The organism is Chryseobacterium sp. NG-CE01, assembly GCF_055695505.1.
Genome location: NZ_CM146369.1, coordinates 2645183 through 2659441, shown reverse-complemented (window position 1 = coordinate 2659441; position 14259 = coordinate 2645183). Strand labels below are relative to the sequence as shown.

General features: G+C 36.6%; 13 protein-coding genes. All 13 read right to left on the bottom strand.

Features of this window, described 5'->3' with window-relative positions:
- Positions 1-27: 27 nt before the first annotated feature.
- A complete protein-coding gene (locus ACYT6F_RS12445) occupies positions 28-378 on the bottom strand; it encodes an arsenate reductase family protein (protein ID WP_472597989.1) in 351 nt (116 codons plus the stop codon).
- An 84-nt stretch (positions 379-462) separates the two neighbouring features.
- Positions 463-1077: a deoxynucleoside kinase gene (locus ACYT6F_RS12440; protein WP_472597988.1), complete on the bottom strand. Its 615-nt coding sequence runs from the start codon at positions 1075-1077 to the stop codon at positions 463-465.
- A 31-nt stretch (positions 1078-1108) separates the two neighbouring features.
- A complete protein-coding gene (locus tag ACYT6F_RS12435; RefSeq protein WP_472597987.1) occupies positions 1109-2071 on the bottom strand; it encodes a hypothetical protein in 963 nt (320 codons plus the stop codon).
- Between the two features lie 115 nt (positions 2072-2186).
- Positions 2187-3212 carry a glutaminyl-peptide cyclotransferase gene (locus ACYT6F_RS12430; protein WP_472597986.1) on the bottom strand — a complete coding sequence of 342 codons (1026 nt, stop codon included), beginning with the start codon at positions 3210-3212 and terminating at the stop codon, positions 2187-2189.
- A gap of 19 nt (positions 3213-3231) precedes the next feature.
- Complete coding sequence (locus ACYT6F_RS12425) at positions 3232-4254, bottom strand: glutaminyl-peptide cyclotransferase (RefSeq protein WP_472597985.1); 1023 nt, start codon at positions 4252-4254, stop codon at positions 3232-3234.
- A 126-nt stretch (positions 4255-4380) separates the two neighbouring features.
- Positions 4381-4806, bottom strand: a complete 426-nt coding sequence (locus tag ACYT6F_RS12420; RefSeq protein ID WP_472597984.1) for an SRPBCC family protein — start codon at positions 4804-4806, stop codon at positions 4381-4383.
- Between the two features lie 165 nt (positions 4807-4971).
- Positions 4972-5646 carry a DUF2490 domain-containing protein gene (locus tag ACYT6F_RS12415; protein ID WP_472597983.1) on the bottom strand — a complete coding sequence of 225 codons (675 nt, stop codon included), beginning with the start codon at positions 5644-5646 and terminating at the stop codon, positions 4972-4974.
- Between the two features lie 168 nt (positions 5647-5814).
- Positions 5815-6264, bottom strand: coding sequence for a VOC family protein (locus ACYT6F_RS12410; protein WP_472597982.1), 450 nt, complete (start codon positions 6262-6264; stop codon positions 5815-5817).
- A gap of 22 nt (positions 6265-6286) precedes the next feature.
- On the bottom strand, positions 6287-6658 hold the full coding sequence (locus ACYT6F_RS12405) for a VOC family protein (RefSeq protein ID WP_472597981.1): 372 nt from the start codon (positions 6656-6658) through the stop codon (positions 6287-6289).
- Positions 6659-6685: 27 nt separating this feature from the next.
- Positions 6686-7159 (bottom strand): hypothetical protein, encoded by a 474-nt coding sequence (locus ACYT6F_RS12400; protein ID WP_472597980.1) that lies wholly within the window; start codon positions 7157-7159, stop codon positions 6686-6688.
- Positions 7160-7172: 13 nt separating this feature from the next.
- Positions 7173-7718 (bottom strand): hypothetical protein, encoded by a 546-nt coding sequence (locus tag ACYT6F_RS12395; protein WP_472597979.1) that lies wholly within the window; start codon positions 7716-7718, stop codon positions 7173-7175.
- Entirely contained in the window at positions 7715-8170 is a 456-nt protein-coding gene (locus ACYT6F_RS12390; protein ID WP_472597978.1) for a DUF1569 domain-containing protein, read from the bottom strand. Before ACYT6F_RS12390 ends, ACYT6F_RS12395 begins: the two co-directional genes overlap by 4 nt.
- 170 nt (positions 8171-8340) lie before the next feature.
- Positions 8341-14244, bottom strand: a complete 5904-nt coding sequence (locus tag ACYT6F_RS12385; protein WP_472597977.1) for an alpha-2-macroglobulin family protein — start codon at positions 14242-14244, stop codon at positions 8341-8343.
- Positions 14245-14259: the final 15 nt, after the last annotated feature.

The following is a 14259-nucleotide window of genomic DNA, read 5'->3' as shown; positions in this document are numbered from 1 at the left end:
AGCTCCAGGGCTGACTTCTTTCGTTTATTACTTTTCTATAAAATATTTCACATTTTCAACCGGCCTTCCCAGCATTGCTACGGAACCTTTGATCAGGATAGGTCTTTGGATAAGAGAAGGATTTTCAGATAAAACCTGTATCCATTCTTCCTCCGAAAGGTTTTTATCAGCATATTTTTCAAGATACAGCTTCTCATTTTTTCTGATGATATCAGAAACATTCTGATTCAGCTTTTTTAGAACGGTCTTAATTTCCTGAACACTCAGCGGCTCCTCTACTATATTAATGATTTCAAACGGAACCCCATTTTCATCAAGATATTCCAAAACCGCATTGGATTTTGAGCAATTCCCGTTGTGTAAAACTTTCACTAACATGTTTATTGGTGTTTAAAATATACTGTTCTTAACAAATTTAGCAAGAATATCGCCAGATTCTGTTTAATTTATAATAAATCTTTGTTAAAACAGTCCATAAAGCTCTGCCTCTATTTTTTCCAGTATAAATCCGAAATCTTCGGGCTTTTCTACGAAATCAAGATCATCAACTTCTATAATCAGAAGCTTACCTTCCGTATAATTAGAGATCCATTTTTCGTATTTCTGATTAAGCTTGGAAAGATATTCGATGCTGATGGATGCTTCATATTCTCTTCCTCTCTTATAAATCTTTTTTACCAGATTAGGAACATCAGATTTAAGATAAATCAAAAGATCCGGTGCTGAAACAAACGATTTCATCAAACTGAATACAGATGAATAATTATTAAAATCCCTGTCTGAAAGTAAATTCATATCGTTCAGGTTTTCTGCGAAAATGTGGGCATCTTCATAAATCGTACGATCCTGAATGATATTTTTACCACTTTCCCTTATTTCTTTCACCTGCTTGAATCTGCTTCCCAAAAAATAAATCTGCAGCGCGAAGCTCCACTTACTCATATCCGCATAAAAATCTTCAAGGTAAGGATTGTGATCGACATCCTCAAATTGTGCATCCCATCCGTAATGCTTAGAAAGCATGGTCGTTAACGTAGTTTTACCAGCTCCAATATTTCCTGTAACTGCAATATGCATATCTTCTCCTTAATATTATGGTTTTATCCGATTAATCACCGACCGATTCCAGCGTAGAGATTTCCTCAATCAGCTTTTGCAAAGAACTTTCGGCAGGATTTTTCTCCTCAATTTCCTGAGTTTTTTTCTCCAGCTTTTCTTCCTGGCTGCCCGCTTCAGAAACCTTCTCCTCCGGTTGCTTTACCACCTGCTCCGGCACTTTCTGCTGAAGATCAGGTTCTGCCTGTTGCTGAGTCTCATCGTTGTTTTCGAGGCTGTAAAGATAAAGTTTGTTGGCCTTGATTTCAAAATAAGAAAGAGTATTTTTATCCACAATCCGTGCCTTCGGATCCTGAAAAATCTTAATCATTTCTTGTTCCGGAACGTATTTTAGAATAGAATTATTGGTAATTACTAAAATAAATTCATTTTCTCTTCTGAAGCGTTTTCCGTTTTCTACCGGTGCCTCAAAGATTTTTTCAAACTTAAAAGTATATACCCTGAAAGCCTGTTTGGTTAATATATAAATCTTATTCTCGTACACCAGAAGATCCATAAGATCGTCAAAACTTGCATCAAAAGGATAAGAATTGATAATGGTTTCGTTCCTGAAATTGTACTGGATGAGTCTTTTCGTACTCTCGTCCAGTAACCAAAGCTGCTGAAGATCTTCCGCATAGGCTATTTTGATAAACCCGAATTTCTGTTTAAAATCCACACGCTGGATCTCATTCATATTCTGGTCAACGAATTTAAGTTCCTGGGCATTTTCTGAGAAAAGCGGCACACTCAGCGGATTCTGTACAGACTGGACTTTGAAAGGCACCGTAAGCATCATCTGCCCGATCTGTTTTCCAAGCGAATCATACTTGGTAAGACTGAAATTTTTGTTTTTGTAGATATAGAGATTTCCGTAATCATCGGCAAGCATATCTCTGGCTTCCTTCAGTTTCAGAGTATCCAAAGGAAGAGATTTCTGTGCAGAAAGTGAACAGAAAACGAATACAAATATCAAATATATTACTCTCAAATTATTCTACTAAAGTAGCGTTCATCCGGAACGCTACCAATTTACTATTTTATTTTATTATTTATAAAAATGCCGGAAATTTTAACAGTGATGATGTCCGTTACCGAATGGCAACTTCATAAATTTTTGGCCAGTTTTTTCCTGTTACCAGCATATTTTCACCTTTGAAGGCAATACCATTCAGTACATGCTCTTTATCATTCTTTGTATTTTCTTCCGTAATCTTTGTAAAATCAAATTTTCCTACGGCTTCTCCAGTTTGTGGATTAATTTTAAGAATAAAGGGCTGATGCCAGACATTTGCATAGATAAAGCCTTGGTGATATTCCAATTCGTTTAGTTGCGTATAAATATCTTTATAACCTCCTACAGAAAGTTCCCGGACTACCTTAGAAGGATTATTAACATCAAGAAAATAAAGTTTGTTTGAGCCATCTGTAGCGATAAGGTTTGTACCATCAAAGGTAAGCCCCCATCCTTCTCCGATCTCATTCGGCAGAGGAAATTCAGAAAGCTTTTTTAATGTTGTCTTATCATAAATAAATCCGAGCTTATTCTGATAGGTGAGCTGATAAATTTTATCACCCGCAACAGCGCATCCTTCTGAGAATATATGAGCAGGCTGCTTTTCCGTAATTGTAGGAGCTGTGCTTCCTAAAGTATATTTAATGAGTTGTGAAGAATTTTTTAAGCCATCACTTTCATAAACCGTATTTCCTTCAACCAGGAAACCCTCCAGGAAATTGTCGGGATCATGAGGATATTCCGCTACGATTTTATGAGAAATATTCTGCTCCTGATACTTTGAAAAAACATTTATCGTTGCGTCCTGATTGAGTGTTTCGCCACCCCTGGTGCTGATCCTGAATGTTACTTTGTTTTCTCCGTACTCAAAAAACTTAGGGTCAACAATCATTGCAGAGGTTTCTTTATCTCCGAAACTGATGGTAATGGCCTCTGCATTATCTGTTACATCTCCCGGAAGATTAATACGTTCTCCAAAATGATAACCTTTATCTTCCATTGAATGATTATAATCTGCAAGAATATCCAGCATTTTTTTATCGTCATTACACGATATCAGCAACATTATCAGTGCAAGACCGGAGATGAGATTTTTTTTCAATTTTTTGTTTCGATCTAAATTATTTAATAGCTACTTCGTAGATTTTAGGCCAGTTTTTTCCGGTTACCAGCATATTTTCACCTTTAAAGGCAATTCCGTTGAGTACATCATCACTTCCTTTGGTATTTTGTTTTGCAATATCAGTGAAATCAAATGTACCTACGACTTCGCCGGTTTGAGGATTAATTTTGAGAATAACCGGTTTTTGCCATACATTGGCGTAAATAAATCCGTTGTGGTATTCCAGCTCATTGAGCTGATCGTAGGCCTGTGAGCTTCCGGCTACCGCAATATATTTTACCAGTTTCGAAGGATTGGCCGGATCAAGGAAGTATAAAAGCTTGCTGCCGTCTGATGCGATCAGGTTTTTACCGTCGTAGGTAAGTCCCCAGCCTTCGCCCAACACATTGGGATAGGCAAATTCAGATAATAATTTCAAAGAACTTTTATCATAAATATATCCTTTTTTACTCTGCCATGTAAGCTGATACACTTTATCGCCTACAATGGTACTGCCTTCAGAAAAATCTTCCTGAGGCTGTTTTGTTGATGCCAGCGGCGTTGTAGTGCCCAATGTATATTTTAAAATCTGGGAAGAACCGTTCTGTCCGTCACTTTCATAAATCGTATTTCCTTCGATCTGGAAACCCTGAACAAAGTTTTTGGGATCATGAGGATATTCTGCTACAATTTCGTAGGATATTTTTGCTTCCGGATTTTTTGCAAAAACGTTAATAGTGGCATCCTGAGTGAGGGTTTCGCCTCCTTTTGTTTTAATATTAAACGTAACCGGATTATCGCCCAAGGTGAAAAATCTCGGGTCAATCGTTAAATTAGAAGTTTCTTTATCTCCGAAACTTATGGAAATACTTTCTGCTTCACTGGTGACTTCATTTGGCAGTATCAGTTTGTCTCCGAAGTGATAACCCTTCTGCTCCATTGAGTTGTTGTAGTCTATCAGTGCATCCAGAACTTTTTTATCATTCTTACAAGCTGTCAGTAACAAGATTGCTGCAAAACCAGCTATAATATTTTTCTTCATTGATTTCTAAATAAATTTTTCCAAAATTAGCAAAATTTATTGCTCCCTGCTAATTTCCTTCATTGGTTCACTAAATTGTAATATTTATACCCTGCAATATTTGTACTGACTGATTGTGATGAACAATTAACTTTCAAGGTAAGGTACAAGACTCTGGTCTATAATCTGTCTCCATCCTTCCGTGAAAGCTTTTTCGGAAAAATTTTCGCCAAGATCGTTAAAACCATTAATATCTTCATGAACCAGTCTTAGAATAGTTTGTTCACCATCCGGCTGAAGCTCCCAGCTTAAAGTTGTCTTCCGATCCGAAAATTCAGGGTAAAACCATGTATGTTTCAACTTTCTTCCCGGGATAATTTCCAGAATTTCTGCCTGATGATGATATTTCCTATCGTTTCCGGGTTCATAAAAATTAAAAACAGCTCCTTCTTCCGGAATAAAATCAGGAATATCAAAATACCATATTTTCATTTCGGTCCTGTCGGTTAACGCTTTCCAGACCTTTTCTGCAGGAGCATTGACTTTCTGTTCTATGATAATCGGATGGCTCATATCTTTTGTTTTATCATTTTAATGCAATTTTTCTGACATTCTCTTCTACATAAATCATATTCATTACTAAATGTACTATTTTTTTTAAAAAAGAATGCTAACGAATTTTACCTGCTGAAAAACCATATCACAAACACAAATTAAATCCCCGGAATATTACATTTATTAATTTTTGGTGAAAGGAATATTGTTGTAAAACCCGATCTGAACTTGTCCGCGGTTTCTGTTTTCCTGGATCTGATTCATATATCCGGCTTCGATTCTCATATTTTTGTTGATCACATATCCCAAAGCGCCGTACACCCTGTTTCTGTCGAAAACCGGACTGTCGAAATGCAGGAAAATTTCGTTATAAGCAGATGCATAAAAAGTTTTCGGAAGAAGTTCTTTATTGTTAATCGGAATATTAAATCCTAAGAAATACCGGAACCTCATCCTAAAGTTGTCTTCAAGAAAGCGTTCTTCCAGTCTGTAACGGTGCTGAATATTGAAGCGCCCGAATTTCTGTTTTGTAATATACTGCTGGAATATTCGGTGTTCAATATTTTCGGTTTTTTCACCGTTTACGTAGGGCCTGCTGAGAATAAATCCGTAGCCGAGCAATATATTATTGTTGTTTTCTGCAAGATCATACCCGATTCCCGTGCGGACGAGAAGCTGTTCCAGATCTCCTCCTGCATCAAAATTCCTGTACTGGATTTCGTTATGCAGGTTTAATTTTTTGCTGATCTTATTGTTCCCAAAATACATATACCATGCACCGAGATCATTTTTCTGGGCTTGCAATGAAGAGATTCCGAACATAAAAAGCCCTGCTGCAAACAATCTTAAAATTTTCATTTCGCTTTATTTATTATTAAAATCTATTAAATCATTAAAATTTAATATTATCTATCAATAATAAGCAAAATAATCAGGTTATGAAAATGATTTATATTAGGAATATTGTTTATCGGCTACAAATTATCATAAAAGAACCGGCGTGTAGGCCGGTATATTCTTTAATGTTTAAGGATGCTGCTGCATTTTTGCAGGATCGTCATAATTTACCATCCAGTTGATTCCGAATTTATCGGTGAACATTCCGAAATAGGCTCCCCAAAAAGTATCTTCCATCGGCATGGTCACCTTACCGCCTTCGGAGAGTCCGTTGAACAGCTTATCTGCCTCCTCTTTTGATTCTGCGTTGATGGAAATCGAGAAATTGTTTCCTTCTTTATGGTTGGATGCCCACTCTCTTCCTGTATCGCTTCCCATAAGGATGGTTTCCTGGGAAATCGGAAGACTTACGTGCATAATTTTATCCTTGTCTTCTTCGGGAGTTTCTTTGCCTTCCATTGGAGGCATCTCGCCAAAAGTACCAATATAGGGAAACTCTCCGCCAAAAACGGATTTATAGAAATCGAAAGCCTGCCTGCAGTTTCCGTTGAATGTTAAATACACATTTACTGTTGCCATAAAATTTATTTCTAATTATTTATTATCTGTGCTGATCGATCAGGATCATGTTTCCGTCGGGATCTTTAAGGTAAATATGTTCCGGACCGGAAGTGTTTTCATCGGCTTCTTTTTCAAGTTCGATTCCCTGCTCTTTTAAACGTTTCTGAATATCGCGCACGTCGTCAAAACTCTCAAGGTTCTGGGCATTCTGGTCCCACCCTGGATTAAAAGTAAGCATATTTCCGTCAAACATAGCCTGAAAAAGGCCAATGATGTGATCTCCGTTTTTCATAATAAGATAATTATGATCCATATTTCCGCCCATCTGGCTGAATCCTAGTTTTTCGTAAAAATCTTTGGACTTCTGAAGGTCTTTGACACTAAGACTTATTGAAAAAGCTCCTAATTTCATATTTTGTTTTTTTAAGGATTATCTTAATTACTGACTGTTCTGTATGCGGGTTTTGAAATCCAATGTACCGTCATAGCTTTTCCAGTCACCAGTAAGCTCTATATATTGCTGTTCAATTTTTTCGCTGTTTTTATCCCAACGGAAATTATAAACAAATTTCCCCCTGAACATCCCCGAATGCTTTCCTTTGTATTCTTCGGCAAGCTCATATTCACCGTAAACAGTTCCTTTTTTACCGGAGTCTTTATACTTTTTGATTTTAAATTTGCCTTCAAACTTTGTATAGTTCTTATCGACAAGCGTATAGCCGGAAACAAAATATTCCTGATCATTTTTCCTGTCCTGCTCGGAAATATCGATTTTAAGCTTAATCTCCTGATTTTTGCTGCCGATTGTTCCCGTGTAAGCTTTGCTGTTATTCAGCCAGACATTAGATATATCGGGCATTTGCGAAAACGCAGCATTTGAAATGAGAACAAAGAAGAATAATAATTTTTTCATGTGTTTTTGCTTTTTATTTGAATATTACTTTGGAAATATCGGTAGGTACGAAATTAGCCCACCAGGCTTCATACTCCAGGGTTTGGGAATAGTTTTTCCATTTTCCTTTCCAGGTAACACCTGCGCGGCTGGTTTTTGTAATAACTTTCTGCGACTGGATTCTTATTTTCCCCGTGAACACGCCTGAATGCTCTCCCGATTCTGGTTCTTTCAGAACAAAATCTCCAAAGATCAGCATATCATCAGGAAGATCTTTCACATTATATCTCTGGGTAAATACGATCTTACCGGAAAATTTTGTTCTGTTCCCCTCCTTCACTTCAGAATATCCGGAGATAAAGTACTGTTCCTGTCTTTCGGGATTCTTCACTGCTTTTTCAACCTTTATTTTTATTATTGTTTCAGCATCGGCAATGGTTCCTTGAAAAGGTGTTTCATAATTCATCAGAAAGGCACTGAAGTCTTCGTTTTTCGCGGGAAAATTATTCAATGACTGACCGAAAGAAAATGAAAAAAGTGAAAGCAGAATAAGCAGTACAATTTTTTTCATACTCATCATACGCCAAATTGTGCCAGATGATGATTGAGATGCTTCGCAAACATGTTGCTCCATTCTTTCGCTTTCAGCTTACCGAATGAAAAAGATTCTTTGCCGTCAAAAGCAGATTCTCCCAACTGCTGGGTTTTCTGAATAAAGCCGATCAGTCTTTTCTTTTCATCTTCAAAATTCTTTCTGTCGGCAATAATAAACTGCGGAGCAGTAGGGCTGTTGCGGGGATACCCTTTTTCACCGACAACTTTAGATTTCACGAATGTCTTTAGGATAAATTTCGCAATGGATCCCGGTTTTTTGTGCTTTTCCGGTTCGTAGACCATTTCATAAGAAACATTACAGTGAGCCAGCATCTGGTCTACCGTCATTTTTCCCCATAACGGCTGTATTTCAGGAGTTAGTGCATTGATTCTGTCGATGTAATTCTGAGCTACTTTAGCATCAAAAACATTTTCCATAGTTTATTATATTGTTGAAAAGCAAATATATCAGTTTTTGAAGAATTTATTTCACCTTTTATTAAAAAGAATTTGTTTCACAACTTCCCCTATTTGTCATTTTTTTTTAAACAAAAAACTATTTTTAAATAAAAAAACTTCTCAAAATGAGAAGTTTTAATAATTATGATTTATTCCGAGATATTGACGTTGCTTCCTTTCGTATGCGCATTCATCTGCGGGGCATAATAATTCTGGATTGTGGTGATCCCGTTTGAAAATTTTCCGGAAGCATTGGCTACATAATCATATTCAAATACATATTTTCCTTTCGGCATGTACTGAATATAGAAATTTGTGGAAGCATCTTTGGTAGACTGATAATAGCCTAAATTATTTTTCCACTGGTAACCGGATAATACATCCAAAGGCTCAAAACCTGCGGCTCTCATGTCTTTGATGTGAATAAATTCCATAGCGCGGTCTGTGTTCAAAATCATACGTACTGTCACCTTATCACCAATTTTCAATGGCGTTTCCTGGGAAATTTTCTGTAATTCTTCTCCGTTAACTGTTTTAATTTTTCTGTACAGTTCTTTCGTTATGGATACATAATTCTCAGAAGATTTGATCTGATCCAGATTTTCATAATACTGCCAGAACAGGCCACCCTGAACAACTCCCGGTCCCGGCTTGGTAACGGTAACCTCCGCAAGATTTTTATTGAGAACATCCGTTTTTATTGTAGATTTCACATAGCCCGTTGCCTGAGTTTCCGGCTTCAGTTCTTTTCCGCCCCAGATGATGGTTGTTTTATCACTTTCAGCAGAAGTCCATGATTTTCCTGAATTTAAGATCGTGAAAATAACTTCCGCCGTTCCACGGGAACTTCCCCATGAATTCACTTCTTTCTGCGTGATGAGCCATATTTTCATGTCTTCAATGAATTTCTGGTCATTAGGCTTTAATCTATTAAATGCTTCCAATGCCCCGGCATGATTCACCACTTTAGAACTGAACCAGCCCCAGTCATCAAGATTCTGCTTCCAGTAAACGCCCTGAGTTTTTGAGTCTACAGAAGTTTCTTTTAAATAATTCATCAGTTTATCTGAAACATCTTTCAAACCGAAATCATTCATCAGTAAAGCCGCGCGATGTAATCCAAAAAATGTGAAATCCGTGATTTTTGCCGTTTTGGCTTTTTGCTTTACCAACGATTTTATTGTTTCTCCTTTTCCTTTTAAAGGATATTGTTTTTCCCAGTAATTACGGGCATCAAGATAGTCCAGCGTCCAGTTGTTCAGGATGTTTTCTTTATTTGATCTGAGCGAAGCTGAAGTATCATATTTTGCAACTTCATTATCTACGTACTGAACCAGTTTTTTCACCAGTTCATTTTGTTCGGAACTTTGATAATCACTTACATGATTTTTCAGCCATACATTAATTTTCCCTAAGTTTTTCAGGATGTACAATGATGTGGAGTAGGAACTCGGATATCCCTGATACCAGGAGAATCCTCCATCCGGGTTCTGCAGTTTACTTAAATCGTCCCAATCCTGGTTAATTGAATTTTTCATCGAATTAACGTCAAATAACAATGCCAGTTTAGCCATTTGTTCCTGTTCATTTTTACTTTCCAAAACCCATGGCGTTTCTTCCAGCAGCAACTGTTTCAGTTCCTGATTTTTTTCAAGATTGGAGTTTAATAAACCTTTATCCTGGTACTCTTCAAAAACAGCTTGCATTTTCGGATTTGCTTTGAAAGTTACTGAAGCAAGAACATCTGCAAACCATTTATTGAAGATCACATCGGCAGAATTATTCGGGTCATTTTTCAGGCTTGGCAACGCAAACATAATTTCCCAGATCGGATTCGTCGTCAGTTCCAGCGTATTGGAAACATTGGAAATTGTTGTTGAATTTGTATTTTTAAGATTTTCCAATGCAAACGTTTTGGTTTCACCTTCCTTCACGAAAACCGGGACCGCATCTGTTACGAGCATTCTGTTGGGTAAAACGGCTACTGCTTTTTGCTCACCATCAGAATACTGACCGGCTTTGGCTACCACTTTCAAAATAATCGAAGAAACATTTTCAGGAACTTTTATTTTCCATGTTAATGCCGAATTTCCGTTTTCATTTAAATCAAAATTCTGAACCGCTGAATTTAATCCAAACTTAGAAGAAATATCTTCATTGGTGAAAGCATCCAGAATTTGTAAGCTTGCCGAACCGTTTAATTTTTTATTCGTTAAATTCGACAGTTTTGATTGTAAATTTAATTCGTCACCTTCTCTTAAAAATCTTGGATAATTCGGGGTTACCGAAAATTCTTTTTGGGTTATGACTTCTTTTTCCAAAGTTGCAGCTTTGGCATCTTTTGTATGAGCCAGGAACATTAACTTCCATTTCGTTAAGGCTTCCGGGGACGTGAACTCAAAGCTTACGTTTCCTTCAGAATCGGTTTTTAAATCCGGATAAAAGAAAGCAGTTTCATTAAGGTTTTGGCGCACCGGAATATTTTCCAACGGTTTGTCGTCTTTATCAAGAACTCCGTCACCATTAGTATTATCATAAACAACTTCAGAAGCTGTCCTGGCAACTTTTGCCTTACTGTAGCCCCTTACAACGATTTCATTCCCCATAGCCGCGCTTTCCATTTTCGGAGCTTTTACAGGCTCTGGTACAACGTTATTATAAACCTCAATTCCAGCAACTTTACCTTCCAAATATTCTTGATAGGAATTTATACTTCCGTCGAACCAATTAAAAGCAGGAATTTCAACCTGTTTTTGCTGAAAATATTCCAGTCTTTTCTGATAGTACTGCTGATTAAGATATTTTCTGATATCATAAGAAGTCACCATTGAAGTCTGAACAGATAAGTTATACCAATTGAATCTATGAATTACAAATTTATCCAAAGACATATCGTACATATTCGCTAAAACCTCCGCATTGATTTTCTCTTTTTCATTTCCTGAAACTTTTACCGACCATTTTTCTTTTGAATTCGGCTGGATTTTATCCCTGAATGTTACGGTTTCAATTCTTAAAGGCTGTTCAGCATCTTTTATGGCAAGATTGACAGATTCGGTCTGAACATCATTGAGTGCCACTACCTGAAACTGAACATTTAAATTTTGTACATTTTTATCTTTCGGAATGTCAGCCGTATACTCTATAATTCCGTTTTTAAATTCTCTAACTTCTGAAATTGTTTTTCCTGAACCATCCTGAACGAAAATATTCAATAAAGTGTTCGGAACTGAAGAATAAACAGTAACCATCGCTTTTTCTCCTCTGGCAAATTCTTTTTTAGGCTTCAAAACCGTAAGGAAGGTTTTCTGATTGGGCTTTAACGATTTTTTATCCCAGACACTGAAATTCTGCATCGTTTTTATCGTGTCTTTCCCTTCGATATTGTACAATTCGAGACGGTAATCTCCCGCTTCCAGTTTTCCAAGATCAAGAGATTCTTCATTTCTTTTTGTTCCATCCAAAATGACAGAAGCTGTTTTCCAGTTTCTCTTGTCATCATTTTTATCATAAAGATCATGCGGGAATTTGCTGATGAATTCTTCTTTTGAGTATTTCGGCAGATCCTGAACCTCAGATTTGAAGTTATTTCTGAAAATTCTGTCCGGTGCCTGCAGCTTTGATAATGTTACCAGATACGATTTTTTAAGGTTCTGTTCATTATAATTTTTGGTTTCAACTTTAAGCTTTATATTTTCATCCGAAGAAATACTGTTAATTTCTTCAGCCTGTATATAATGAGACACCGAAGCAACTTTCAACTGTGTATCCGCACTCTGTGTTTCCCCGTTGATATCCGTAACGGAAGCATTGATTTCGTAATTATCAACCTGAATTCCTTCCACATTTTCATCTTTTTTCAGATCAAGCTTAATGATAAATTCTCCTTTTTCATTGGTTTTGGCTTCTCCTAAAACAGAGTTTTCATTGTCATCATTTTGCGGGTACCATGAGAAATATCTCCAGCGAATATTGTGTTTTTTAATTTCGTAATTTACCGTCGTATTGCTTAAAGCAACTCCTGAAAACATCATGGCTTTACCTTTGAGCTCGATGGTTTGTCCGTATTTATATTCTTCTTTTACAGGATCAAACGTTACTTCAAATTTCGGACGTTTATATTCTTCAACACTGAAATTTTTATAGCCTTCATTGGTATCGGTCCGGAGATAAAACACTCCGTTCAGCTTACCCTTCGGAAGCATGAAACTTCCGTGATAAGAGCCGAACTCATTGGTTGTAAATGTCTGCGACGAAACTTCCTGTCCGTTTGCATCCGTTAATTTAATTTTTTGCTGTAATCCTGAAACAACAGACTCTATTTCCTTATTGCGACTGGTATTAATCACTTTAAAATAAACCGCTTGTCCGGGTCGGTAGATGGCCCGGTCGGTAAAAATCTGGGCTTTACTACGCTTCGTTTCTTTATTCTGATCAATAGCAGACACTCTGCTTCCATACACTTCCATCAACTGAAAATCATTTGTTTTTGGCTGAAGAAGGAGAAAGGTTCTGTAATAATCTTTGTTGGTTGTTGCTGGAAATTTAAAACCCCCTTTACCGTCGGTTTTACCTTGTATTGTATTGACGTTTTTATTTGAAACAAATTCATAAAACGTAAGACTTTCATTAGCAACAGGCTGTCCGTTTTCGCTGTTAACCAACTTTAATTCATTCTCTAACTGGTTTCTGTCTGTCTTTGACTGGTAAATAATTCTGTTGTCTGAGACCAGAAAATAAAAATCTTTTTCGGCTTCGGCATCTTTGGCGCTGATTCCGTCAACAGCATATTCTGCGAGATAAATTCCGGGTGGAAGCGCTTTTATTTCTAACGATGTTTTGTGATTCCGAAAGTCTTTTGGATCATTCAGTTGATAAACCTCTTTTCTTACGGGATTTTTTTTGACACTGCTTAATTTATTGGCGTAGGGATTTTTGGCATATTTTAAAAAAGATGCTACATCCTCTTTTACTTCATAAATATTGATTGAAAAACCAGAAACATTTTTATATTCTGCAACAAAGTGAATCGGTTTATTGCTCTGGGTCTGCTGCTCATATTTAATATTTAAAAACGGGTTTAAAATCTGATTTTCTATATTTTTTATATTGCCGATGAATAGAGATTTCGGATATTGATTTTTCGCCTGGGCAGCAATTTCCAGAGCCTGCTTTTCTTTCTTTTCCAGAATCAGCTGGTTCATAATATCCTCCATAATGAGAACTTTATAATCGCCTTCTGCATCAGATTTCAAAAGGTTCTGAAGCTGGGTAAGCCTGTCTTTACACTGATTGAAATTACAGTTTTGCTGCAGTTTTTTGTGCATAAAATACAGTTTGGAATTCCCGGTGTTCTGAGCGATTAATTCATCAAAATCGGCGTTGATTTTAATACGGTTTTCTTCAAGTTCATTTTTGGTGAAAAAATCATCGTTGGCAAGAAAAATATTTTTATTGATAAGATACCAATCCCATAATGTAGGGAAATAGGAAATATAATCGCTGTTTGAAAAAGCCTTTTCATATTTTTTCAGAGCAATCTTTTTCATCTTGTCTTTTTGCAGATCAAGCTCCTGATAGTTTTTATTTAAATAATTTTTAAAATCCAGCCTGCTCCAGGTTTCTATCTGTGAGAGATCCTGAGCATTGATATTGGTACGCTGTCTTATTTCCCATGAATGCTCATTGTAATAATCGAGGAGGAAACCATTTAATAAAACTTCAAATACTATCTTATCATCATTTTTTAATTGCTTTTCAGCATCGGTCAGCTTTTTGAAAAACTGACTTACCGTGTCGTTTTTTTCATCATCCTGAGTTCGGTTGATAATACTGAATTCTGCCTTTAAAGACTGAATAAGCTGTATAATATTATTGTCTTTCATCGCCTGTTTTTGTATGTCTGAAATTATGGGAAGACTAGATTTATAAGCTCCTTTCTGAGAATTTTCAGCTACTTTCTTCCATTGCTCATCGTAATATTTCTGGGCAAAAACTACCGAAAAATTCAGCAGGAGAAGCAAAAGCATAAAAATCTTGGATAATCTTTTCATATATGTTATTTTTGA